Genomic DNA, 22806 nt, shown 5'->3' with positions numbered 1-22806 from the left:
AGCACACACCATGGACATGCGCGTGAAGACAAGGCAGAAGCTCGTGATGGTCGGCAACGGCATGGCCGGCGTCCGCACCATCGAGGAGCTGCTCAAGGTCGAGCCGGACCTCTACGACATCACGGTGTTCGGCGCCGAGCCGCACCCCAACTACAACCGGATCCTGCTGTCGCCCGTGCTGGCGGGCGAGCAGACGGTGGACGAGATCATCCTCAACCCGTGGAGCTGGTACGAGGAAAACAACATCACGCTGCACGCCGGCAAGAAGGTGGCGAGCGTCGACCGCGTCAAGCGCATCGTGCGCGCCGAGGACGGCACCGAGGCCGCCTACGACCGCCTGCTGCTGTGCACCGGCTCCAACCCCTTCATGCTGCCGGTGCCCGGTGCGAAGCTGGAAGGCGTGATCGCCTATCGCGACATCGCCGACACCAACCTGATGATCGAGACCGCCAAGACGCACAAACATGCGGTGGTCATCGGCGGCGGCCTGCTGGGCCTGGAGGCGGCCAACGGCCTCATGAAGCGCGGCATGCAGGTGACGGTGGTGCACGTCATGCCCTGGCTCATGGAGCGCCAGCTCGACGAGGTGGCGGGCAAGCTGCTGCAGAAGTCGCTGGAAGACCGGGGCATGAAGTTCCTGATGGGCGCGCAGACGCAGGAGCTGATCGGCAGTGAAGACGGCCGCGTCAAGGCCATCCGCTTCAAGGACGGCCTCGAAGTGCCGACCGACCTCGTCGTGATGGCCGTCGGCATCCGCCCCAACACCGCGCTGGCCGAGAGCATGCGGCTGCACGTCAACCGCGGCATCGTGGTGACCGACACCATGCAGACCGTGACCGACGCGCGCATCTATTCGGTCGGCGAATGCGCCGCGCACCGGGGCATCGCCTACGGCCTGGTCGCGCCGCTGTTCGAGCAGGCCAAGGTGGCGGCCAACCATTTGGCGATGTTCGGCATCGGCCGCTACATGGGCTCGCTCACCTCGACCAAGCTCAAGGTGACGGGCATCGACCTGTTCAGCGCGGGCGACTTCCAGGGCGGCGAAGGCACCGAGGAAATCGTCATGAGCGACCCCTTCGGCGGCGTCTACAAGAAGCTGGTCATCAAGGACGACAAGCTGGTCGGCGCCTGCCTCTACGGCGACACAGTGGACGGCAGCTGGTACTTCAAGCTGCTGCGCGACGGCCGCAGCGTGCACGACATCCGCGACAAGCTGATGTTCGGCGAATCGAACATCGGCGACACCGGACACGAGGGCCACAACAAGGCCGCGAGCATGCCCGACGACGCCGAGGTCTGCGGCTGCAACGGCGTGAACAAGGGCACCATCTGCAAGGCCATCAAGGAAAAAGGCCTGTTCACGCTCGACGAGGTGAAGAAGCACACCAAGGCCAGCGCGAGCTGCGGCTCGTGCACCGGGCTGGTCGAGCAGATCCTGATGTTCACCGCCGGCGGCGACTACTCCGCCACGCCCAAGAAGAAGGCCGTGTGCGGCTGCACCGACGTGAGCCATCAGGACGTGCGCGACGCCATCCGCAAGCAGCACTACCTGACGCACGACGAGGTGTATCGCAACCTCGGCTGGCGCACGCCCAACGGCTGCGCCACCTGCCGCCCGGCCATCAACTACTACCTGATCAGCACCTGGCCCAAGGAGGCGAAGGACGACCCGCAGAGCCGCTTCATCAACGAGCGCAGCCACGCCAACATCCAGAAGGACGGCACCTATTCCGTCATTCCGCGCATGTGGGGCGGCCACACCACGCCCGACGAACTGCGCCGCATCGCGGACGCGGCCGACAAATACAAGATTCCGACGGTGAAGGTCACGGGCGGCCAGCGCATCGACCTGCTGGGCGTGAAGAAAGAAGACCTGGAGAACGTCTGGAAGGACATCGGCATGCCCAGCGGCTTTGCCTATGCCAAGTCACTGCGCACGGTGAAGACCTGCGTGGGCAGCGAGTGGTGCCGCTTCGGCACGCAAGACAGCACGCAGATGGGCAAGGACCTGGAGCGCGCGCTGTGGGCGATGTACTCGCCGCACAAGGTCAAGCTGGCCGTTTCGGGCTGCCCGCGCAACTGCGCGGAAGCCGGCATCAAGGACGTGGGCGTGATCGGCGTCGATTCGGGCTGGGAGCTGTACGTAGGCGGCAACGGCGGCATCAAGACCGAGGTCGCGCAGTTCCTCGTGAAAGTGAAGACGGCCGAGGAAGTGATGGAGTACTCGGGCGCCTTCCTGCAGCTCTACCGCGAAGAGGGCTGGTACCTGGAGCGCACGGTGCACTACATCGGCCGCGTGGGCCTGGACTACGTGAAGAAGAAGATCCTGGACGACGCCGAAGGCCGCAAGGCGCTGTGGGAGCGGCTGCAGTTCGCGCTCGACGGCGAGCCCGACCCCTGGTTCGAATCGGCGCAGGCCTCGGTGGACGTGCGGCAGTTCACGCCGCTCGCGGTGCCGCAAGTGGAGAAGACGGCTTGAAACGGCGGGTCTTCATCGCTTCCGCCGCCATTGCCGGCCTGGGCGCGGGCCTGCACGTGAACGCGCAGGTCGCCGATCTCAACGATGCCATCAACAAGGCCGGCCGCCAGCGCATGCTGTCGCAGCGCGCGAGCAAGGCCTACCTGGCGCTGGTGCAGAACGTGGAAGCGCGCAATGCGCAGCAGGTGCTCGACAAGTCGATCGCGCTGTTCGAGCGGCAACTGGGGGAGCTCAAGGCCTTCGCGCCCAGCCCTGCCATCCGTGGCACCTACGACTCGCTCGACAGCGCCTGGAGCGAGTTCAAGCGCGAACTCACGGGCACGGCGCCCAGCAAGGCTGAGGCCGCCAAGGTCGTGAAGCTCGACGCCACCGTGCTCGCGCTCGCCAACCAGGGCACCACGCAGTACGAGGCGGCCTCGGGCAAGCCGGTGGGCCGGCTGGTCAACATCGCCGGGCGCCAGCGCATGCTGTCGCAGCGCATGGCCAAGTTCTACCTGGCCACGGCAATGCAGATCGACCCGGCCGGCAGCACCGCCGAGATCGGCAAGGCGCGCACCGAATTCCTCTCGGCGCTCGAGCTGCTGCGCAACGCGCCCGAGGCCACCGCGCAGATCAGGCAGGAGCTGGTGCTGGCAGACGCGCAGTGGATCTTCTTCAACCGCGGCCTGCAGCGGCTGGAAGGCGCCGGCGCCTCGCCCGCGCTGATGTCCGACGTGTTCGTCACCAGCGAGAACCTGCTGGCGATCATGGACCGCGTCACCGGCCTTTATTCCGACCTCAAGACCTAAGGAGGCCCCATGAGCGAATGGCAAGTCATCTGCCGCATCGACGACATCCCCGTGCTCGGCTCGCGCCGCGTGGCGCGGCCGGTGGGCGTGGACGTTGCGGTGTTCCGCAACGCCGAAAACCAAGTGTTCGCACTGCTGGACCGCTGCCCGCACAAGGGCGGCCCGCTGAGCCAAGGCATCGTGTTCGGCACCAGCGTGGCCTGCCCGCTGCACAACTGGGCCATCGGGCTGGACGACGGCTGCGCGAAGTCGCCCGACGAAGGCTGCACGCCGAAGTTCGCGGTGAAGCTGGAAGAAGGCGTGGTGCATCTCGACGCCGCCGAACTGGCGACGCACGCCACCGACCTCGAGCGTCCGGTCGCCGGACCGAAGGTGTTGTCCCCTCTCCCGCTGGGAGAGGGCTAGGGTGAGGGCCGCGGCATGCACGTCGAAGCAGCCAGAGGAGGAGGCGTGATGCGGGAGACCCGCTCCACCTGCCCCTACTGCGGCGTCGGCTGCGGCGTCATCATCGAATCGCACGGCGACGAGATCACCGGCGTGCGCGGCGACCCCGAGCACCCCGCCAACTTCGGCCGCCTGTGCACCAAAGGCTCGACGCTGCACCTCACGGCCAGCGCCACGGTCACGCGCCAAACGCGGCTGCTGCAGCCCATGCAGCGCATCGTTCGCCGCGAAGCACCCACCGTCGTGACCTGGGACACCGCGCTCGACAACGCCGCCGGCAAGTTCGCGCAGGTGATCCGCGACCACGGCCCGGATTCGGTCGGCTTCTACGTGTCGGGCCAGTTGCTGACAGAGGACTACTACGTCTTCAACAAGCTCGCCAAGGGTTTGATCGGCACCAACAACATCGACACCAACTCGCGCCTGTGCATGAGCAGTGCCGTGGCCGGCTACAAGCAGACGCTGGGCGCCGACGCGCCGCCGGCCTGCTACGACGACCTGAAGCATGCGCAGTGCATCCTCATCGTGGGCAGCAACACGGCCTGGGCGCACCCCATTCTGTTTCGCCGCCTGGAAGACGCGAAGGCCGCGAACCCGGCGCTGAAGATCGTCGTGGCCGATCCGCGCCGCACCGACACGGCCGAAATCGCCGACCTCTTCCTGCCCATCCAGCCCGGCACCGACGTGATGCTGTTCAACGGCATGCTGCACCTGATGCTGTGGGAAGGCTGGATGGATGCGAAGTACATCGCTGCGCACACCAATGGCTTCGACGCATTGAAGGCCACGGTGCGCGAATGTACGCCCGACAAGGTGGCGCAGGTCTGCGGCGTCTCGAAGGAAGACCTGCTCGAAGCGGCGCGTCTTTTCGCCACCTCGCCGGCCACGCTGAGCCTGTACTGCCAGGGGCTGAACCAGTCGTCCAGTGGCACGGCGAAGAACGCGGCCCTCATCAACCTGCACCTGGCCACCGCGCAGATCGGCAAGCCCGGCGCCGGTCCGTTCTCGCTGACGGGCCAGCCCAACGCGATGGGCGGCCGGGAGGTCGGCGGCCTCGCCAACCTGCTGAGCGCGCACCGCGACCTGGCCAATCCCGATCACCGCGCCGAAGTGGCCGCGCTGTGGGGTGTGCCCTCCGTCCCCGAGAAGCCGGGCAAGACGGCGGTGGAGATGTTCCAGGCCGCCGCCGACGGCGAGATCCGCGCGCTGTGGATCGCCTGCACCAACCCCGCGCAGTCGATGCCCGACCAGGCCACGGTGCGCCGCGCGCTGGAGCGTGCCGAGTTCGTCGTGGTGCAGGAAGCCTTTGCCACAACCGCAACCTGCGCCTTCGCCGACCTGCTGCTGCCCGCCACCACCTGGGGCGAGAAGGAAGGCACCGTGACCAACAGCGAGCGCCGCATCTCGCGCGTGCGCCCGGCCGTGCCGGCGCCGGGCGCGGCGCGCAACGACTGGTCGATCGCGGTGGCATTCGCGCATCGGCTCGAGCGCCAGATGGGCCGCGCCTTCACGCTCTTTCCCTACGAGACGGCCGAGTCGGTCTGGAACGAGCACCGCGAATCCACGCGCGGGCGCGACCTCGACATCACCGGCATGAGCTACGCGATGCTGGAGACCGCCGGCCCGCAGCAATGGCCGCTGAAAGAGGGAGAAAGCACCGGCCGCGCGCGCCTGTACGAAGACGGCGTGTTCCCCACGCCCGACGGCCGCGCCCGTTTTGTCGACACGATCTACAAGCCGGTGGCCGAGGCTCGCGAGGCACGCTACCCGTTCTCGCTGAACACCGGCCGCCTGCGCGACCAGTGGCACGGCATGAGCCGCACGGGCACGGCCGGGCGCCTCTTCGGCCACGTTCCCGAGCCCGTGGTGCAGATGAACGCGCAGGACATGGCGCGCCGGCAGATCCGCGAAGGCGACCTGGTGCACCTGACCTCCAGGCGTGGCTCGATCATGCTGCCCGCGCGCGCCAGCGCCGAGGTGGGGCTGAGCCAGGCCTTCGTCGCCATGCACTGGGGCGAGGAGTATCTGAGCGGCTGCTCGTCGAACGGCACGCGGCTGGCGGGCATCAACGCGCTCACCACGCCGGCCTTCTGCCCCACATCGAAGCAGCCCGAGCTGAAGCACACGCCGGTGAAGATCCTCAAGGCCGAGCTGCCGTGGTCGCTGCTGGCCATGGCGTGGCTGCCTTCCGATGCCGCGCTGACCGCGCAACGTGCGCTCCAGCCGCTGATGGCACTGTTTCCTTTTGCGACCTGCGTGCCCTTCGCCGGCAACACGCAGGGTGCGGAGCGCAGCGGCATCCTTTTTCGCGCGGCAGCGCACGATGCGCCCGACGACGCGCTGGTCGAAAAGATCGAAGCCTTGCTGGGCCTGCAGACCTCCGACGCACTGCGTTACGCCGACCGGCGCCGAGGCCAGCGCCGCTCTGCGCGGCTGGTGCGCCGCGCCGACGGCAGCGCCGGCCTGGAAGCCTTCCTGCTGGGCGGCGACACCAGCGCGGAGGCCTGGATCGCGACCTTGCTGCGCGAGGAGTTGCCTGCGCAGAGCTACGGGCGCCTGCTGCTGTCGCCGGGCTCGAAAGCCCCGGTGGCGGTGCAGTCGCGCGGCAAGACGGTGTGCACCTGCTTCAACGTGACCGATCTGGCCATCGAGACGGAACTCGGCCGATGCGGCGGTTCGCCAGACGAGCGGCTGGCAGCCCTGCAGGGCGCGCTGAAGTGCGGCACGAACTGCGGCTCGTGCGTGCCCGAACTCAAGCGCAGGGTGCGCGAGCACCCTGCGGCGCAGTCGCTGGCGGCGTGAGCGTTCAGTAGCGCAGCCAGGTGCCCTTGAGCGCCGCCTGGCCGACGCCGGGCTTCGCGAAGTCGCACACACCATCAGGAAAGATCGCGTCGAGCCGCGACTTCTCGGCCGGCGAGAAAGTCACCGGAAGGAAGTCCTCCACCCGCACCGGCTTCAACTGGCACTTGACCACGTTGTCCGCCAGCGGCCCGCCCGCCACCATGCGCGGAGGCGGTGTCTTCGGATAGAGGACATTGCACTTGCCGGCATCGTTGAACGTCGCGGTCTCCTTGTAGCGGGTGCTGTCGTTCACGTCCCAGCAGGAATCGACGGCGTCGGCAGGCTTGTGACGGGCCACCTTGTCGGCGTCCGGCGGCGCGGGGTCGTCGGCCATGCCGTCGAGCCATTGCGTCATCAATGCCAGCCGCGCGACGAGCGTGTCGCGCAGCAGCACGCTCAGCGGCTGCACCTGCCCCGGCTTCCCGATCAGCGCGGCCAGCTGCGGATTGGGGAACAGCCAGATCACCTGGTTGTCCGCACGGCCGTTGGCCTGCATCAGTTGCTCGCGGATCTTGAGGTCGTTGTAGATGGTGTGGATGTCGGAGCCAGGCTCTGCATAGGGATGCAGGCTCAGCAGGGGCACGGTGGCCAGGCCGCCCGATCCGCTGCCGATGCGGCCGAGCGCATAGGCGCGCTGCAGCGCTTCGGTGTCGGCCACGGTGCGCTGCGCGGCGAGGTTTCCGTCGCGGTCGTAGCCGCCGATCTTCTCGTTCAGGTCGAGGAACTCGGCCGCGGTGATCGCGCCCTTCCTCAAGCCGTCGAGCCCGTAGGCCACGCCCACGTTGTCGAGCGGCCGCCGCGCAAAGCCGGTGGCCGGATCGCGCCCGAGCGAATTGACGTTGATGTCGTACACCGTGCAGCGCGCGCCGCCCGGATTGCCCAGCGGGTCGTAGACGAGTGCCGCATTCTCCAGGCCGCAGGCCGGTGAAATCGAACCGCTGGTTGCCAGCACCGCGTCGCCGTTGCCGATGCTCCAGGTCCTGCAGGTGCCCTTGAGATGGCCCTCCACTGCCTTTCGCTTGGCATCGCTGAACGGATAGCCGGGGCTCGCCGGGTTGGTGAAGTAGGCGTCGAGCAGGCGGCAATCGGACACCGCCAACGCGGTACCGAACACGTCGGGAAAGGCCGAGTCCGGCATCAGCCCGTCGAGGATGCCCGGGTAGTTCTGCGCGATCAGCATCTGCTGGATGGCCCCGCCCGATCCACCCATCCCGACCATCCAGCGCGGCAGGCCGTAGCGCTTGGCGATGTGTTCGCGCAGCATCATCGCGGTCTCGGCCGCAAGCACGTCGTTGACGTTGACCTTGTTGATGTTGAGCGTGGACATCACGTAGGCGTAGCCCTTCCGCAGCGCCTCGATGTTCTGCACGTCGATGCTGTCCGGCTTGAACACGTCGTTCAGCGTGTTGACGCCCTGGTTGTATTGCGCGGCGGTCGACTCGCCGAAGCGCAAGACGATGCGCCCGTTCCAGCCCTTCGGGTTCCAGCGGCCGGGCTCGGCGGGATCGTCCAGCACCGCGATGCGGTAGATCGAGCGGTTGATCGTTCCCGACTCCACGCGCACGATGAAGGGCACCGTCCGGCCCTCGAGCGTGGTCGTGGTGGCAAGGTCGCCCGGGCGTGGGCCCAGCGGGTCGGCCAGCGCCTTGCGCACGCCTGCGGGCGTGAAGTAGAACCAGTCGAAGGTGGTGGCGGCCGAGCAGTCCGCATCCGTCGCCGCGCCAAGGCCCGACGCCGCGGTGCGGCATTCGAAGGGCTTGAGATGCGGCCCCGAGAACACCGGCCCCGTGATCGGATGGTTGGTCACGACGAGCTCGCCGCTCGCCTTGTCTCCCGCCTTCGCCGCCAGCGTGTTATCGCCTGCGGCGAGGCCCGCCACCAGGCCGCGCAGCGCACGGCCGCCGGGTCGGGCCGAGAAGGCAGAGGTCACGTCCTCGCCGTTGCGCGTCACGCGCACATCGGTGGCGGCCACGCCTTCGGGCAAGGCGACCTCCAGCAGCGTGTCGCCGCCGGTCACCATGTCGGCGCGACCCGACAGGGTGGCAAGCGCGATCTTGCCCACGGAAACCGGTGGGGCCGACGTGCCGGGGTCGGCGGTGCCGCCGCCGGCGGCCGGGAAGCCGGTCCAGGTCGGGGCGCTGCTGCCGCTGCCGCCGCCGCAGCTGCCCAAGAGCAGCGCGGCAAGGCTCATCGCGACGGGCCACAGCAAGCGTCGCTTGGCGGGCGCACAGGTCTTCATCTCTTGTCTCCAGCATCGGGGCGAAGGCGCGACTCTATGCAAACGCGGCGCGGATATCTGTCAGATAAACGGGCGCCGCTTATCGGGGAAATACGGATGCCGCAGCGGGTTTGCCCGTCTCCACGCGCGTGCGCGAGCACCACATAATTCCGGCGTTGGTTGCAGCCCTGCGCGAAGACGCCATCGGACGGGCAGAAGAAAAGAGATGAGACAAACACCCAACGACGCGCCTTTCGACATGCAGTCCGTCCCGTTCCGCGGCATCGTGGAACAGTCGGTAGCGGGCATCTACATCCTGCAGGACGAGCACTTCCAGTACACCAACGCCACCTTCGCGGGCATGGCGGGCTACTCCAACGACGAGGCGCTGGGCAAGCCGCTGCGCGAGTGCGTGCCGGGCTACTACGTCGGCGAGGTGATGGAGCGCTACAAGCGCCGCATCTCGGGCGAAGTGAAGAGCATGCATTTCGTCACCCACGGCCTGCACCGCGACGGCAACGTGGTCCACATCGACGTGCACGGCCAGGCGATGCAGTTCCGCGGGCGCCCCGCCGTGGTGGGCGTGGGCGTGAACGTGACGGAGCAGATACAGCGCGACGCCGAACTGCTGGAGTCGCGCCACGAATACCGCGAGCTGGCGTCGCGCCTGAACACCATGCGCGAACAGCAGCGCGCTGAGTACGCGCGCGAGGTGCACGACGTGCTGGGCGGGCTGCTCACATCGATGAAGCTCGACGTGGGGCGCATCGCGCGGCGCTCGCGCTCCACCGCCATACGCGGCATCGCGGCCGACCTCAACGCGCTGCTGGTGGAAGCCATCGACAACGTGCGCGAGCTTTCGGAGTCGATGCATCCGCAGGCGCTCGACCACCTGGGCCTGGGCGCCGCCATCGCGGGCCACCTGAAGCGCTTTCGCGAACGCTCCGAGCTGCGCGTGAGCATGCAGCCGCAGGAGTTCGACATCGACCTGCCGCGCTGGCGCTCGATCGCTGTGTTCCGCATCTTCCAGGAGGCGCTGACCAATGTCGCGCGGCATGCGCGCGCCAGTGCGGTGACGGTGCGCTTCCGGCGCACCGAAAAAACCTTCTGGCTGGAGATCGAGGACGACGGCATCGGCTTCGATGCCGGCGACGCCGGCATGCAGGCCCTGCGCCAGTCGCTCGGGCTGATCTCGATGCGCGAGCGCGCCTACGAGCTGGGCGGCAGCCTGGCCATCGACTCGGCGCCGCGCTTCGGCACGCGGGTGACGCTGCAGGCCCCCATCGTGGCGAGCCCGCTGGTGCGCGCATGACCAGCCTGCTCATCATCGACGACCACGCCATGTTCCGCTCCGGCCTGCGCAAGGTGCTGCAGGACGCGCCGGAGATCACCGGCATCGCCGAGGCCGGCGACTGGCGCGGCGGCATGGCCTGCCTGGAGGCGCAGCCCGTCGACGTGCTGCTGCTGGACATCAACATGCCTGAATGCAGCGGGCTCGACCTGATCGGGCCGATTCGCGAGCGTTTTCCGGCGCTGCGCATCATCATGCTGAGCATGTATTCCGAACCGCAGTACGCGGTGCGCGCCTTGCGCAACGGCGCGCACGGCTACGTGGCCAAGGACATGGAGGCGGTCGACCTGATCGCGGCCATCCGAATCGTGAGCCGCGGGCGACAGTTCGTGGCGCCGTCGATCACGCGGGCGCTGATGGACAACATGCAGGGGCTGGCGCCAGACCCGCGGCCTCACGAACGCCTGTCTTCGCGCGAGTCGGAGATCCTGCGCATGATCGTGGGCGGCGAGTCGCTCACGGCCATCGCCGAGCGGCTGGCGATCAACGTCAAGACGGTCAGCACCTACCGCCGGCGGCTTCTCGAGAAGATGGGCCTGGGCTCGAACGCGCAGCTGGTGCAGTACGCGGTGCATCACAGGCTGCTGGACTGAGCGCGCGCGTCATCGAAATCTGACAGCGCACGCCCGGGTTTCCGACTTGTGGCGGGGCGGGCGGCTGCCTAGCATCGGCGGGGAGGGCGGCCGACAGGGCCGGACCTGTCAGAAAAACAAACGAGGAGACATCCACATGAGTTCTTGGAAGCAGATCAGCGCCTGCGCGGCCGGCGCCATCGTGATTGCCGCATGCGGCGGCGGCAGCGGCGGCGGGGGCGGCATCGCGTTCATCCCGTCGGCCACGGCGCCGGCGGCCGACCAGCCGCCCGCGGCATCGAAGATTTCGCTGCAGGTGCTGTCGAGCCAGCCCGAGTACGTCTCGGGCGGCGACGCCCGCATCGCGGTCAACGCGCCGCAGGCCGACCAGGGCCAGCTCGAGCTCTGGCTCAACGGCGAGAAGATCAGCCCCGCGCTCGCCGCGAGCGCGACGCGGCTCGAAGGCCTGGTCGCCGGCCTGAAGCTGGGCGCCAACACGCTGGAAGTGCGCCACAAGACCCGCGGCAAGCTCGACGCGCTCACGCTCACCAACTACCCCATCACCGGCCCGATGTTCGCGGGCCCCAAGCAGGAGCCCTTCGTGTGCTCGGTACTCACCGACCTGGGCAAGGAGCCGCTGGTCGACACCGACGACAGCAAGTACTACGCGGTCAAGGACAAGAACGGCAACACCATCGGCTACAGCCGCCACTGCTCGATCGACTCCTACGTGCAGTACTACTACATGCCCGTGGGCGGGACCAGCCACAACCAGTACCTGCCGATGCCGACCGACGGCTCGCGCCCGGGCAACATCGCCAAGACCCGGCTGACCGACGGCCGGGAGGTCGACTTCATCGTGCGCTGGGAACGCGGCACCATCAACCGCTTCATCTACCAGTACGTGATGCTCGCGCCTTTCGGCGAAGACCCGGCCAGGCCCGACACCAGCCTGTGGAACAAGAAGCTGGTCTACCACTTCCAGGGCGGCGTGGGCTTCGGCCACTACCAGGGCGGCCCCGACAAGCGCGCGGGCCTGGTCGACGCCATCGGCAAGGGCTACGCCATCGCCTATTCCACCGGCAACCGCACGGGCGAGCACTACGACATGATCCTCGGCGGCGAGACCGCGCTCATGACCAAGGAAGGCTTCGTCAAGCGCTACGGCGTGCCGAGCTACACCGTGGGCCTCGGGGCGTCCGGCGGGGGCATCCAGCAGTACCTGTACCCGCAGAACCATCCGGGCCTGATCGACGCGGCCATCGCGGTGCAGCCCTACCCCGACATGGTGGGCCAGATTCCGCACGTGGGCGACTGCGAGCTGCTCGAGTACTACATGGACGTGACCGACCGCGCCAACGCCAAGTGGACAGCGAGCATCAAGAACCGCACCTGGCTGGTGGGCTTCAACGCCGAGGAGACGGTCGCCAACCCGTTCTACGGGCTGCAGCCATACCTGCCCAACGTGCGCATGGCCACCGGCTCCACCGAGTGCCGCAAGGCCTGGATGGGCCTGACCGCCGGCGCGATGAACCCGAAATTCGACGCCGACAGCATCATGGCAAAGGGCGCGGCGCGCATGAACATGGCGGCCTTCGGCCCCATTCCGTTCAGTCACTACGACGACGTGCGCAACGTCTACGGCATCGGCGCCGACGGCTACCCCCGTTCCACCTGGGACAACGTGGGCGTGCAGTACGGCCTGCAGTCGATGAAGGACGGCAAGATCTCCACCGCCGAATTCCTCGACCTGAACCTGAAGGTCGGCGGCTGGAAGCGCATGAGCGAGATGGTGGCCGAGGGCTTCCCCTACAACGGCACCGGCAACGCCGAGGTGATGAAGGTGGCCGCCGACGCGAGCTATTTCGACCCATGGGGCAGCCGCAACATGAACCGCTGGAACCCGCTCACGCCCGACGTGCCGGCGCTCCGCACCCACGGCGACCTGGATGCCATCAAGGCGATGCAGCGCTCGGGCCTGGTCTTCACCGGCAAGACCGACATCCCGACCATCGACTGGCATCCGTACCTGGAGCAGCAGCTGAACATGCACAACGTGCACCAGTCCTTCGCGATCCGCAAGCGCATCCGCAACAAGATGGGCAACTCGGACCACCAGGCCATCTGGTTCACCGAGACGCGCAACGCAGCCGTGGAGTTCGATCAGACGCCGATGGCCTTCGAGGTGATCGATGAGTGGATGACGAAGATCCGCGCCAATCCGCAGCGCAGCGTGGCCGACAACCGGCCGGACCGCGCAGTGGACAGCTGCTTCGACAACACCGGCGCGCTGATGGCCAGGGGCGCCGACGTGTGGAGCGGCGTGCTCGACACCAAGCCCAAGGGTGCCTGCACGCAGGCCTTCCCTATGTACGGCACATCGCGCATCGTGGCCGGCGGTCCGATCGAAGGCGGCATCTTCAAGTGCGCGCTGAAGCCGCTGGACAACGCGCTGGCGGACGGTACCTACGGCACATGGAAGCCGAACGCGGCGGAAATCCAGAAGCTGCAGGCCATCTTCCCCGAGGGGGTCTGCGATTTCGCCAGCCCCGGCCAGGGCTCCGCAGGCTGATTCCGCGCTGAAATCCACCCGAAGCCACCCTCCGCGGTGGCTTTTTTTATGGGCGCCACGGCATAAGCGACTGCGCCTTGCGGCATAAGTCTTGCTGGACAATCCCCACACCCATGGGAATCAGCCAATACATCAAGGAAATCGGCCGCGGCGCGCGAGGCGCCAAGCCGCTCACGCGCGAGCAGGCCACCGACCTGTTCGGCCAGGTGCTGGACGGCACCGTCACCGACCTCGAGATCGGCGGCTTCTGCCTGGCCATGCGCATCAAGGGCGAGACGCCCGAGGAAATGGCCGGCTTCCTCGACGCCACGCACGCGCGGCTGCATCGGGTGCCCGCCGGCGAGCGCCCCCTGATCGTGCTGCCGAGCTACAACGGTGCGCGCAAGCTGCCGGTGCTCACGCCGCTGCTGGCGCTGCTGCTGGCGCGCGAAGGGCTGCCGGTGCTGGTGCATGGCAGCGCCAGCGAAACATCGCGCGTGCTTGCGTCCAACGTGCTCTGCGCGCTCGACGTACCGCCCATGACGGCCATCCGCCCCATCGCCAACGGCGAGGCCGCCTTCGCACCCACCGAGCTTCTGAACCCCGCCCTCAAGCGGCTGCTCGACGTGCGCCGCGTGGTCGGCCTGCGCAACCCCGGCCACAGCGTGGTCAAGCTGATGCAGCCGGGCGCCGGCTCCTGCGTGGTGGTGGCCAGCTACACGCACCCCGAATACGCCCGCACCATGGGCGAGACCTTCGAACTCACGGGCATGACCGCCCTGCTCTCGCGCGGCCTCGAAGGCGAGGTGGTGTCCGACCCGCGCCGCACCGCGCAGATCGACGGCTTCGTGCGCGGCGTGCGGACCGAGCTGCAGGCACAGCAGCCAGGCACCGCCTCTGACGTGCCGGGCCTGCCGAAGGAAATCGACGTCGCCACCACGGCCGACTACACGCGCCGCGTGCTGGCCGGCGAGCTTCCCGTGCCCGAGGCCATCGCGGCGCAAGTGCGGCACATCACGCAACTGGCATCCCACGCATGAACAACGACACCCCCTCTTTCCTCATCACCGGCCGCTGCACGCTGGTGGGCGCTGGCCCCGGCGACCCCGAACTGCTGACGCTCAAGGCCGTGAAGGCGATCCAGGCCGCGACGGTGCTGCTGGTCGACGACCTGGTGAACGACGAGATCGTGCAGGCCTATGCCCGCCCCGACGCGCGCATCGTGCACGTGGGCAAGCGCGGCGGCTGCAAGAGCACGCCGCAGGCCTTCATCGAGCGGCTGATGATCACCGCCGTGCGCGAGGGCGAGACGGTGGTGCGCCTCAAAGGCGGCGACCCGTTCATCTTCGGCCGCGGCGGCGAGGAGGTCGAGCACCTGCGCGAAGCCGGCATCGAATGCGCGGTGGTCAACGGCATCACCGCCGGCCTGGCGGCAGTGACCGCGCTGGGCGTGCCGCTCACGCACCGCGACCATGCGCAGGGCGTGGTGTTCGTCACCGGCCATGCCAAGACCGGCGCCGGTGCGACGGAAGACCCGACCGACTGGCGCGCGCTTGCCGCGACGGCCTACAACGCGCGCCTGACGCTGGTGATCTACATGGGCGTCGCGGGCGCGGGCCACATCGAGCGCGAACTGCTGCAGGGCCTGCCGGGCGACACGCCCGTGGCCGTCATCCAGCATGCGAGCCTGCCGCAGCAACGCCACATCGCGACCACGCTGGGCAACCTGCAGAACGGCATCGCCGAAGCGGGGCTGGCCAGCCCCGCGGTGATCGTCGTGGGCGACGTGCTGCGCGGACTCGCGGCGGCTGCCCTGCCGCTCGACGCGGGCAAGTTCGGCACCTGAGCCGAACAGCGCCGACCGGGGTGCCGGCGGCGGCAACGGCGGCGGCTCGAACCGCCGCGTGGCATGGATCGTGCTGGGCCACCGGCAATGAACGCCGTTGCCACGCCCGAGCCCGCCGCCGTCGAGATCGTCGCCCTCACCAAGCGCTACGCCCCCGGCACGCCGGCGGCCGTCGACCGGATCGACTTGCGCATCGCCAGCGGCAGCTACTGCTGCCTGCTGGGGCCCTCGGGTTGCGGCAAGAGCACCACGCTGCGCATGATCGCGGGGCACGAGTCGGTCACCAGCGGCGACATCCTGCTGGACAACCGCAACATCACCGACCTGCCCGCCGCGGCGCGCGGCACGGCGATGATGTTCCAGAGCTTCGCGCTGTTCCCCCACCTCTCGGCCACCGACAACGTGGCCTTCAGCCTCAAGATGAAGGGCGTCGGCAAGGCCGAGCGCCAGCGGCGTGCCAACGACCTGCTCGAGCGCGTCGCCATGGGCCACCTGGCCGCGCGCAAACCCGGTGAACTCTCCGGCGGCCAGCAGCAGCGCGTAGCGCTGGCGCGGGCGCTCATCACCGAGCCGCGGGTGCTGCTGCTCGACGAGCCGCTGTCGGCGCTCGATCCCTTCCTGCGCATCCAGATGCGCGCCGAGCTGCGGCGCTGGCAGAAGGAACTGGGGCTGACCTTCGTGCACGTCACGCACTCGCAGGAAGAAGCGATGGCGCTGGCCGACACCATGGTGGTCATGAACCACGGCGTGATCGAGCAGGTCGGGTCGCCGCACGCGGTCTACAACCATCCGGCGAGCGAGTTCGTGGCGCGCTTCATGGGCGGCCACAACGTGTTCGACACCACGGCCGGCCCGATCGCGGTGCGCTGCGACCGCATGCGGATCGCCGCGGCCTCCGGCGAAGCAGCCGCTGAACCCGACGCGCTGCGCGCCACCGTCACCGATGTCGAGTACCAGGGCACCTACGTGCTGCTTGGCCTGTCGCTCGACGGCGCCGCCCCTGGCCGGCAGAACGTTTCGGTGCTGCTGGGAGAAGCCGTCTTCCTTGCCCGGCCCTATGCGCACGGCGAGGTGGTGCGCCTCTCTTGGGCCGCGGCCGACGCGCGCGTGCTCGGCCCCGGTGCCAGGCCGCCGGGCGAACGGGCGCCGGCACCCTCCGGCGCAGCCGCGCGCGACGACATGGCCGCGCTCGCCATGACTCTCTGAGCAACCCCTTTTCCCTTTCCATCGTTTCTTCCACGGAGACTTCACCATGACCGACCCCATCGACTCGTCCGCCGGCTTCAAGCGTCGCACCCTGCTGCAGGGCACGGCCGGCATCCTGGCCACGGGCATCGCGCCCTTCGTGCATGCGCAGGAAAAAGTCGTGCTGCGCTACCTCGGCACGGCGGTGAACCAGGACAAGGCCATCGCCGAGAAGTTCAAGGCCGACACCGGCATCGAGATCCAGTACGTGGCCGTGACCACCGACGATGTGACCAAGCGCGCGGTGACCGCGCCCAACAGCTTCGACCTGATCGACACCGAGTTCTTCTCGCTCAAGAAGATCGTGCCGACCGGGAACCTCAAGGGCATCGACACCAGGCGCGTGAAGAACGCCGACAAGATCACCTCGCTCTTCACCAAGGGCGAAGTGGCCGGCAAGAAGGTCGGCGACCAGGGCACGGCGCCCGTGAAGGTGATCTACCTCGAGGGCGAGAAGAGCAAGGCCTTCGCCAAGTCGGCCACGCAGTACATGTCGCTGATCCCGACCACCTACAACGCCGACACGCTGGGCATCCGCCCCGACCTGATCAAGCGCCCCATCGGCTCGTGGGCCGAGCTGCTGAACCCCGAGTTCAAGGGCAAGACCGCCATCCTGAACATTCCGTCGATCGGCATCATGGACGCGGCGATGGTGGTGGAAGCCAAGGGCATCCACAAATACGCCGACAAGGGCAACATGACCAAGGCCGAGATCGACCTGACGATCAAGACCCTGATCGAGGCCAAGAAGGCCGGCCAGTTCCGCGCGCTGTGGAAGGACTTCAACGAGTCGGTGAACCTGATGGCCTCGGGCGAGGTGGTGATCCAGTCGATGTGGTCACCGGCGGTGACGGCCGTGCGCAGCAAGGGCATCGACTGCACCTTCCAGCCGCTGAAGGAGGGTTATCGTGCCTGGGCTTCGGGTTTCGGCCTGCCGGCCACGCTGTCGGGCAAGAAGCTCGACGGCGCGTACGAGTTCATCAACTGGTTCCTCGACGGCTGGGCCGGCGCGTACCTCAACCGCCAGGGCTACTACAGCGCCGTGCTCGACACCGCCAAGACCAAGATGGAAGCCTACGAGTGGGCCTACTGGATGGAAGGCAAGCCCGCGGCGCAGGACATCAAGAGCCCGCAGGGAGACGTGATCGCCAAGGCCGGCGCGGTGCGCGACGGCGGCAGCTACGAGCAGCGCATGGGCGGCATCGCCTGCTGGAACGCGGTGATGGACGAGAACGAATACATGGTGAGGAAATGGAACGAGTTCGTCGCGGCCTGACCGTCGACCCGAGTCCGTGAGCGCTCCCGCCACCCGCGCCTCCGTCGCCGCCACGCCCGTCCATGCCGTGAAAGCGTGGTGGCAGGCGGCGCCATTCGCGCTGGTGTTCCTGCTGTTCTTCCTGATTCCGCTGGCGCTGGTCGCGATGGTCAGCCTTTGGAATTTCAACGAATACGAGCTGATCCCGGCCGTCACGCTGCGCAACTACCTGAGCCTGTTCGAGGGCTGTTCGCGTCTCACCGACAACGGCGACCTGTGCGTCACGCTCAACACCTACCTGAGCACTTTCAAGTTCTGCGTGCTGGTGTGGGGCATCACGCTGCTGATCGGTTTTTCGGTCGCTTACTTCCTGGCGTTCCACGTGCGTTCGTCGACCATGCAGACGGTGTTGTTCGTGCTGTGCACGGTGCCGTTCTGGACATCGAACGTGATCCGCATGATTTCGTGGGTGCCGCTGCTGGGGCGCAACGGGCTGGTCAACCAGGCGCTGATGGGCGTGGGCCTGGCGAACCAGCCGGTCGAGTGGCTGCTGTTCTCCGACTTCTCCGTGGTGCTGGCCTTCGTGCACCTGTACACGATGTTCATGATCGTGCCGATCTTCAACAGCATGATGCGCATCGACCGCTCGCTGCTCGAAGCGGCCAGCGACGCGGGGGCATCGGGCTGGCAGACGCTGTGGAACGTGGTGGTGCCGCTGTCGCGCACCGGCATCCTGATCGGCTCGATTTTCGTCATCACCATCGTCATGGGCGACTTCGTGACGATCGGGGTGATGGGTGGCCAGCAGATCGCATCCATCGGCAAGATCATCCAGGTGCAGACCTCGTATCTGCAGTTTCCGCTGGCAGCCGCCAACGCGATGATTCTGCTGGCTGTCGTGCTGATGATCATCTGGGGGCTCACCCGGCTGGTCGACATTCGCAAGGAGCTTTGAGGTGGGGTTTTGTTTTTCAGGGCTCGCTCAATGTGCACAGGGCGCCGGGTGCTCCCCGCAGCGAAAGAAAGTAGGAGCCCGAAGGGCGGGGGACATTCGCGCAGGGGAGTACCCGGTCGCCTGTGCACGCGCCCCGAAGGAGCACCACCAATGAGTCAGCACATACGAGAAAAGCGCGCCCCCGGCTTCTGGCCCTTGGCAACCGTATTCGGGCTGTTCGTGCTGTTCCTCTACGGCCCGATGATCACGATCTTCGTGCTGAGCTTCCAGGGCCCCGAAGGCGGCCTCACGTTTCCGCTGCGCGGTGTCTCGCTGCACTGGTTCCACAAACTGGCCGAAGGCCTCGGCACCGTGGACATCGGCGCCGCCTTCCGCCGCTCGCTCGCGCTCGGCGCCGTCGTCATGGCCTTCACCGTCGTGCTGTCGGTGCTTGCAGGGCTCTCATTCCGCAAGAAACTCGCGGGCAGCAACGCCCTCTTCTTCGTCACCGTAGCCAGCCTCATCATGCCGTCGATCATCATCTCGCTGGGCATCGGACTGCAGTTCCGGCTGATCGACACCGGCATCAAGAGCATGCTGACGGCCATGGACGCGACCACGCTGCTCGAGGGCTACGGCACCGCGCTCGGCCTGTTCAGCTCCGCCCTCGGCGCGCACCTGACCTGGACGCTGCCATTCGGCCTGCTCATCATGTTCGCGGTGTTCAACCGCTTCAACCCGGCATACGAAGAAGCCGCGCGCGACCTCGGCGCCACCCCCTGGCAGACTTTCCGCTTCGTCGTGCTTCCACTCATCGGCCCCTCGATCGTGGGCATCGGCATGTTCGGCTTCACGCTTTCGTGGGACGAGATCGCCCGCACCTCGCAGGCCATCGGAGACGTCAACACGCTGCCGCTCGAACTGCAGGGGCTGACCTCGACCGTGACCACGCCGTCTATCTACGCGCTGGGCACGGTAACCACCGTGGTGTCGCTGCTGGTCATGGCCGTGGCGCTGGGTGCGGCGGCGCTGCTGCGCCGGCGCTCCACCCTGAAGCGCTAGCCGAGGGCTGCCCACCGGGCGGCCAGCAGCGTCTCGATGTCATGCACCCTGCGTCCCGTGGCACGCGCGACGGCATCGCGGTACGGCGGCATGTTGGTGCACTCCATCACGATGTCTTCCACCTCCGGATGAAGCGCAACCAGCCTGCGCGCGGCATCGACCACGTTGCGCCCGGCTTCCGCCAGGTCGAGCCGGGCCTCGTTGTTCAATATGCGCCGATGGAACTCGCAGCCCGGCTGCACGCCCTGCACCGGTGTACCCCGCGGCACGCCAGCCGCATCGAGGATGGCCTGGCTCATCGAGCCCGCGTCGAAGGTCAGGATGCCGGGGTGCGCGAACTCACGGCATTGCAGCAGGCTCGACGTGACGACGGGCACCGGCACCGCACCGGCCAGCACCTGCTGGTATGCCGCGAGAAAGCCGCAGCTGGTCGTGAGCATGGCCGCCCCCTCGCCGGCCAGCCGCAGCGCGCCGTCGACGAAGGGTTGCAGCAGAGAAGGATCGGCCTCTTTCACGATGCGCTCGGGCGAGGCGCCCTCGATCACGAGCAGGCGCACTGCAATGCCGTGCCGCTCGAAGGTCGCCGGGTTGCCCACGTCGCCCGGCGGCCGCGGAAAGCGCGTGTCGAGCATCAGCACGCCGAGGAACGGTGCCGTGCCGCGCATCACACCACGCCCGGCACTATGCCGCCGCGCCCTTGAAGCGGCCCAGGAAAGCCTGCGTCGCCGCCTGCGTCGGGTTGTCGATCACCGCTTCCGGCGGCCCGCTTTCGGCGACCACGCCGTCGCGCATGAAGATCACCTGGTCGGCCACCTCGCGCGCGAAGCCGATCTCGTGCGTCACCAGGATCATGGTCATGCCGTCCCTGGCCAGGCCCTTGATGACGCCGAGCACCTCGCCGACCAGTTCCGGGTCGAGCGCGGACGTGGCTTCGTCGAACAGCATGACAGCGGGCTTCATGGCCAACGCGCGCGCAATGGCCACGCGCTGCTTCTGGCCGCCCGAGAGCTTGTCGGGAAAGTAGTCCGCGCGCTCCAGCAGGCCCACCTTGGCGAGCAGCGCGCGCGCCTCGGCCTCGGCCTGGGGCTTGGGCGTCTTCAGCACGGTGACGGGGCCTTCCATCACATTGCGCAGCACCGTCATGTGCGGAAAGAGATTGAAGTGCTGGAACACCATGCCCGTCGACGCCCTGAAGCGCGCCAGCGCTCGCTCGTTGGGCAAGGTGGTGTGCACGCCGTTGAACTCGATGGTCTGCTCGCCCACCGTGACGCGCCCGGCATTGGGCACCGACAGCAGGTTGATGCAGCGCAGCAGCGTCGACTTGCCCGAGCCCGACGGCCCGATGATCGCGACCACCTGGCCGCGCCCGACCTGCAGCGAGATGTCCTTGAGGACCACGTTCTGCCCGAAGGCCTTCTTGAGATTGCGGATCTCGATCAGGGGTGCGGGCATCTCAGGCTTCTTCCTTCGGCCCGGCGCCGAGTTCCATGCGCTTGGCCCAGATGGTGACGGGCAGCAGCACCGCGAAGTAGGCCACCGCGATGAAGGTGTAGAGCTCCAGCGGGCGATAGGTCTCGTGCGCGATCACCTGGCCCTGGTAGAGCAGGTCCGGCACGGCCAGCACCGACAGCAGCGAAGTGTTCTTCAGCTGCATGATCGACTGGCTCATGAGCGGCGGCACCATGCGCTTGAACGCCTGCGGCAGCACGATGCGCCGCATGAGCTGCATGCGCGTCATGCCCAGCGCGCGGGCGGCCTCGACCTGGCCGTTGTCGATGGAGATGATGCCGCCGCGCACGATCTCGGAGTAGAAGGCGCCGCCGTAGAGCGACAGGCACAGCGTGGCCGCCGCCACCGCCGAGATTTCGAGCCCGGTGAGCACCGGCAGCGCGTAGTAGAACCACACGAGCTGCACCAGCACCGGCGTGCAACGGAACACCTCGATGTAGGCACGAATGGGCGCCGATATCCAGGGGTTGCGCGACAGCCGCCCCAGCCCGGTGATCAGTCCGATGGCAAGCCCCAGCACGACGCACACCACGGTGAACACCAGCGTGTAGGCCAGGCCGATGAGAAGCAGGCGCCGGTAGCTCCAGAGCACGCCGAAGTCCCAGTCGTAGGCCGTGCCGGACGCGCCGCCCGAGAAGTGGCGCACCGCCACCCAGATGCCGGCGAGCACGCACACCACCAGCACGGCCGAGCCGAGCCGGGAGCGGCGCCTGGGCTCGCTCGACGGATCCTCGAGGTCCATGGCGACCCCTTCAGAACTTGATTTCGGGCGGGAAGGCGCTGGCCGGCACGCCCGCGAGCTTTTCCATGTTCTTCAGGATGACACTGCGGACCTCGCCCTTGCTGCGCTCCTGCGCCAGCCAGGCGTTCACCGCCTTCTGCAGTCCGGGGTCGGAGTCCTTGCGCAGGCCGATGCTCACCGGCGCGGTGTAGACCGGCTGCGGGATGTACATCGTGCCCAGGCCGGGCCGCTTGGCCAGCAGGGGCTCGGCCAGCAGGATCACCAGCACCTGGCAATCGGCGCGGCCGGCTTGCAGCGACATGGTGGCGGCACCGGAGTTCTCCAGCCGGGTGACGTCGGCCTTGGGCAGCACGCGCTGGGCGAGCTGGTCGTGGCTGGAGCCGATGTCCACCACGATCTTGGTCTCGGGCGTGTTCAGCTGTTCCCAGCTCTTTTGCGGTACGCCCTTCTTGCAGACCACCGTGTAGGTGTTCTCGAACAGCGTGTCGGCAAAGTTGACCATGGCGGCGCGCTGCGGCGACGGGGCCAGGCCGAACATGGCGTCGATCTTGTTGGACTGCAGGTCGAGCACCGCGTTGCCCCAGGTGGTCTCGACGTATTCGACCTTGGCGCCCAGGCTCTTGGCCAGGCTCTCGCCGAAGTCAGGGCCGAAGCCCTCCCACTTGCCGGTGCCGGGGTCCTTGGCGAAATACGGAATGGCGCCGGCGATGGCCCCCACGCGCAGCACATGGGTGCGCTGCACTCGCGCGAGCGAGCTTTCCTGGTCCTGGGCAAACGCCGGCCCGAGGGTGCAGGCGGCAACGGCAGCCACGAGGGCCCGGATGAAATTTCGTTTGATGGTCACGCGCACTCCAAGCAATTAGTTTGCCAATATACAAAGGTAAGCGATTGGTTCCAAGACTTTCCTTGCGCCCGGCCCGCCTCGTCCGGAAACGCCGCGAGACCTAAAATCCGCCGCACAACAATCAC

At 67.7% G+C, this 22806-nt stretch carries 18 protein-coding genes; 13 read left to right on the top strand and 5 right to left on the bottom strand.

What is annotated here, in order from left to right; translation table 11 throughout:
* Nucleotides 1-10 precede the first annotated feature (10 nt).
* The 4 genes from nirB to L3V85_RS13855 are packed head-to-tail and all read left to right on the top strand — an operon-like array spanning nt 11 to nt 6513.
* Nucleotides 11-2479 (top strand): nitrite reductase large subunit NirB, encoded by a 2469-nt coding sequence (gene nirB, locus L3V85_RS13870; RefSeq protein ID WP_237679763.1) that lies wholly within the window; start codon nt 11-13, stop codon nt 2477-2479.
* Nucleotides 2476-3267 carry a type IV pili methyl-accepting chemotaxis transducer N-terminal domain-containing protein gene (locus L3V85_RS13865; protein ID WP_237679762.1) on the top strand — a complete coding sequence of 264 codons (792 nt, stop codon included), beginning with the start codon at nt 2476-2478 and terminating at the stop codon, nt 3265-3267. The genes nirB and L3V85_RS13865 overlap by 4 nt, the downstream gene beginning before the upstream one ends.
* A 9-nt stretch (nt 3268-3276) precedes the next feature.
* Entirely contained in the window at nt 3277-3672 is a 396-nt protein-coding gene (gene nirD, locus L3V85_RS13860) for a nitrite reductase small subunit NirD (RefSeq protein WP_237679761.1), read from the top strand.
* Nucleotides 3673-3720: 48 nt separating this feature from the next.
* On the top strand, nt 3721-6513 hold the full coding sequence (locus L3V85_RS13855; RefSeq protein WP_237679760.1) for a nitrate reductase: 2793 nt from the start codon (nt 3721-3723) through the stop codon (nt 6511-6513).
* A 4-nt stretch (nt 6514-6517) separates the two neighbouring features.
* Here the strand turns inward: L3V85_RS13855 and L3V85_RS13850 are convergent, their stop codons facing one another.
* Nucleotides 6518-8791, bottom strand: a complete 2274-nt coding sequence (locus tag L3V85_RS13850; protein ID WP_237679759.1) for a DUF6351 family protein — start codon at nt 8789-8791, stop codon at nt 6518-6520.
* 205 nt (nt 8792-8996) lie between these two features.
* Here L3V85_RS13850 and L3V85_RS13845 point away from each other — a divergent pair, with 205 nt between their 5' ends.
* The 9 genes from L3V85_RS13845 to L3V85_RS13805 all read left to right on the top strand — a co-directional run bounded on the left by L3V85_RS13845 (nt 8997) and on the right by L3V85_RS13805 (nt 19586).
* Nucleotides 8997-10082: a PAS domain-containing sensor histidine kinase gene (locus tag L3V85_RS13845; protein WP_237679758.1), complete on the top strand. Its 1086-nt coding sequence runs from the start codon at nt 8997-8999 to the stop codon at nt 10080-10082.
* Entirely contained in the window at nt 10079-10714 is a 636-nt protein-coding gene (locus L3V85_RS13840) for a response regulator (protein ID WP_237679757.1), read from the top strand. Before L3V85_RS13845 ends, L3V85_RS13840 begins: the two co-directional genes overlap by 4 nt.
* A gap of 136 nt (nt 10715-10850) precedes the next feature.
* Nucleotides 10851-13265, top strand: a complete 2415-nt coding sequence (locus tag L3V85_RS13835; protein WP_237679756.1) for a DUF6351 family protein — start codon at nt 10851-10853, stop codon at nt 13263-13265.
* Nucleotides 13266-13378: 113 nt separating this feature from the next.
* Nucleotides 13379-14284, top strand: coding sequence for a DNA-binding protein YbiB (ybiB, locus tag L3V85_RS13830; RefSeq protein WP_237679755.1), 906 nt, complete (start codon nt 13379-13381; stop codon nt 14282-14284).
* Nucleotides 14281-15090, top strand: a complete 810-nt coding sequence (gene cobA, locus L3V85_RS13825; RefSeq protein ID WP_237679754.1) for a uroporphyrinogen-III C-methyltransferase — start codon at nt 14281-14283, stop codon at nt 15088-15090. The genes ybiB and cobA overlap by 4 nt, the downstream gene beginning before the upstream one ends.
* A gap of 87 nt (nt 15091-15177) precedes the next feature.
* On the top strand, nt 15178-16296 hold the full coding sequence (locus tag L3V85_RS13820; RefSeq protein WP_237679753.1) for an ABC transporter ATP-binding protein: 1119 nt from the start codon (nt 15178-15180) through the stop codon (nt 16294-16296).
* 46 nt (nt 16297-16342) lie between these two features.
* Entirely contained in the window at nt 16343-17611 is a 1269-nt protein-coding gene (locus L3V85_RS13815) for an ABC transporter substrate-binding protein (protein ID WP_237679752.1), read from the top strand.
* 16 nt (nt 17612-17627) lie between these two features.
* The gene (locus tag L3V85_RS13810; protein WP_237679751.1) at nt 17628-18545 is read left to right on the top strand and encodes an ABC transporter permease; all 918 of its coding nucleotides are present in this window, start codon (nt 17628-17630) and stop codon (nt 18543-18545) included.
* Between the two features lie 150 nt (nt 18546-18695).
* Nucleotides 18696-19586 carry an ABC transporter permease gene (locus L3V85_RS13805; RefSeq protein WP_237679750.1) on the top strand — a complete coding sequence of 297 codons (891 nt, stop codon included), beginning with the start codon at nt 18696-18698 and terminating at the stop codon, nt 19584-19586.
* Here the strand turns inward: L3V85_RS13805 and L3V85_RS13800 are convergent.
* From L3V85_RS13800 to L3V85_RS13785, 4 genes are read right to left on the bottom strand one after another with little or no spacing between them, the layout of a single operon-like run.
* Nucleotides 19583-20251: an aspartate/glutamate racemase family protein gene (locus tag L3V85_RS13800; protein ID WP_237679749.1), complete on the bottom strand. Its 669-nt coding sequence runs from the start codon at nt 20249-20251 to the stop codon at nt 19583-19585. The two genes, L3V85_RS13805 and L3V85_RS13800, sit on opposite strands and share 4 nt — an antisense overlap.
* Nucleotides 20252-20267: 16 nt before the next feature.
* Nucleotides 20268-21038, bottom strand: coding sequence for an amino acid ABC transporter ATP-binding protein (locus L3V85_RS13795; RefSeq protein WP_272934793.1), 771 nt, complete (start codon nt 21036-21038; stop codon nt 20268-20270).
* Between the two features lies 1 nt (nt 21039).
* Nucleotides 21040-21837 carry an amino acid ABC transporter permease gene (locus L3V85_RS13790; RefSeq protein ID WP_237679748.1) on the bottom strand — a complete coding sequence of 266 codons (798 nt, stop codon included), beginning with the start codon at nt 21835-21837 and terminating at the stop codon, nt 21040-21042.
* 10 nt (nt 21838-21847) lie between these two features.
* Entirely contained in the window at nt 21848-22681 is an 834-nt protein-coding gene (locus tag L3V85_RS13785) for a transporter substrate-binding domain-containing protein (RefSeq protein ID WP_237679747.1), read from the bottom strand.
* Nucleotides 22682-22806 lie beyond the last annotated feature (125 nt).

Origin of the sequence: Variovorax paradoxus (assembly GCF_022009635.1) — a bacterium.
Lineage (GTDB): Bacteria > Pseudomonadota > Gammaproteobacteria > Burkholderiales > Burkholderiaceae_C > Variovorax.
The sequence above is the reverse complement of the archived record's forward strand: the minus strand, read 5'-3'. Positions and strand labels throughout refer to the sequence as shown.

Excerpts from the sequence above, each read along its gene's own strand:
- nirB (WP_237679763.1), top strand. The coding sequence starts at position 11 with ATGGACATGCGCGTGAAGACAAGGCAGAAGCTCGTGATGGTCGGCAAC.
- nirD (WP_237679761.1), top strand. The coding sequence starts at position 3,277 with ATGAGCGAATGGCAAGTCATCTGCCGCATCGACGACATCCCCGTGCTC.
- L3V85_RS13855 (WP_237679760.1), top strand. The coding sequence starts at position 3,721 with ATGCGGGAGACCCGCTCCACCTGCCCCTACTGCGGCGTCGGCTGCGGC.
- L3V85_RS13850 (WP_237679759.1), bottom strand. The coding sequence starts at position 8,791 with ATGAAGACCTGTGCGCCCGCCAAGCGACGCTTGCTGTGGCCCGTCGCG.
- L3V85_RS13845 (WP_237679758.1), top strand. The coding sequence starts at position 8,997 with ATGAGACAAACACCCAACGACGCGCCTTTCGACATGCAGTCCGTCCCG.
- L3V85_RS13840 (WP_237679757.1), top strand. The coding sequence starts at position 10,079 with ATGACCAGCCTGCTCATCATCGACGACCACGCCATGTTCCGCTCCGGC.
- L3V85_RS13835 (WP_237679756.1), top strand. The coding sequence starts at position 10,851 with ATGAGTTCTTGGAAGCAGATCAGCGCCTGCGCGGCCGGCGCCATCGTG.
- ybiB (WP_237679755.1), top strand. The coding sequence starts at position 13,379 with ATGGGAATCAGCCAATACATCAAGGAAATCGGCCGCGGCGCGCGAGGC.
- cobA (WP_237679754.1), top strand. The coding sequence starts at position 14,281 with ATGAACAACGACACCCCCTCTTTCCTCATCACCGGCCGCTGCACGCTG.
- L3V85_RS13820 (WP_237679753.1), top strand. The coding sequence starts at position 15,178 with ATGAACGCCGTTGCCACGCCCGAGCCCGCCGCCGTCGAGATCGTCGCC.
- L3V85_RS13815 (WP_237679752.1), top strand. The coding sequence starts at position 16,343 with ATGACCGACCCCATCGACTCGTCCGCCGGCTTCAAGCGTCGCACCCTG.
- L3V85_RS13805 (WP_237679750.1), top strand. The coding sequence starts at position 18,696 with ATGAGTCAGCACATACGAGAAAAGCGCGCCCCCGGCTTCTGGCCCTTG.
- L3V85_RS13800 (WP_237679749.1), bottom strand. The coding sequence starts at position 20,251 with ATGCGCGGCACGGCACCGTTCCTCGGCGTGCTGATGCTCGACACGCGC.
- L3V85_RS13795 (WP_272934793.1), bottom strand. The coding sequence starts at position 21,038 with ATGCCCGCACCCCTGATCGAGATCCGCAATCTCAAGAAGGCCTTCGGG.
- L3V85_RS13790 (WP_237679748.1), bottom strand. The coding sequence starts at position 21,837 with ATGGACCTCGAGGATCCGTCGAGCGAGCCCAGGCGCCGCTCCCGGCTC.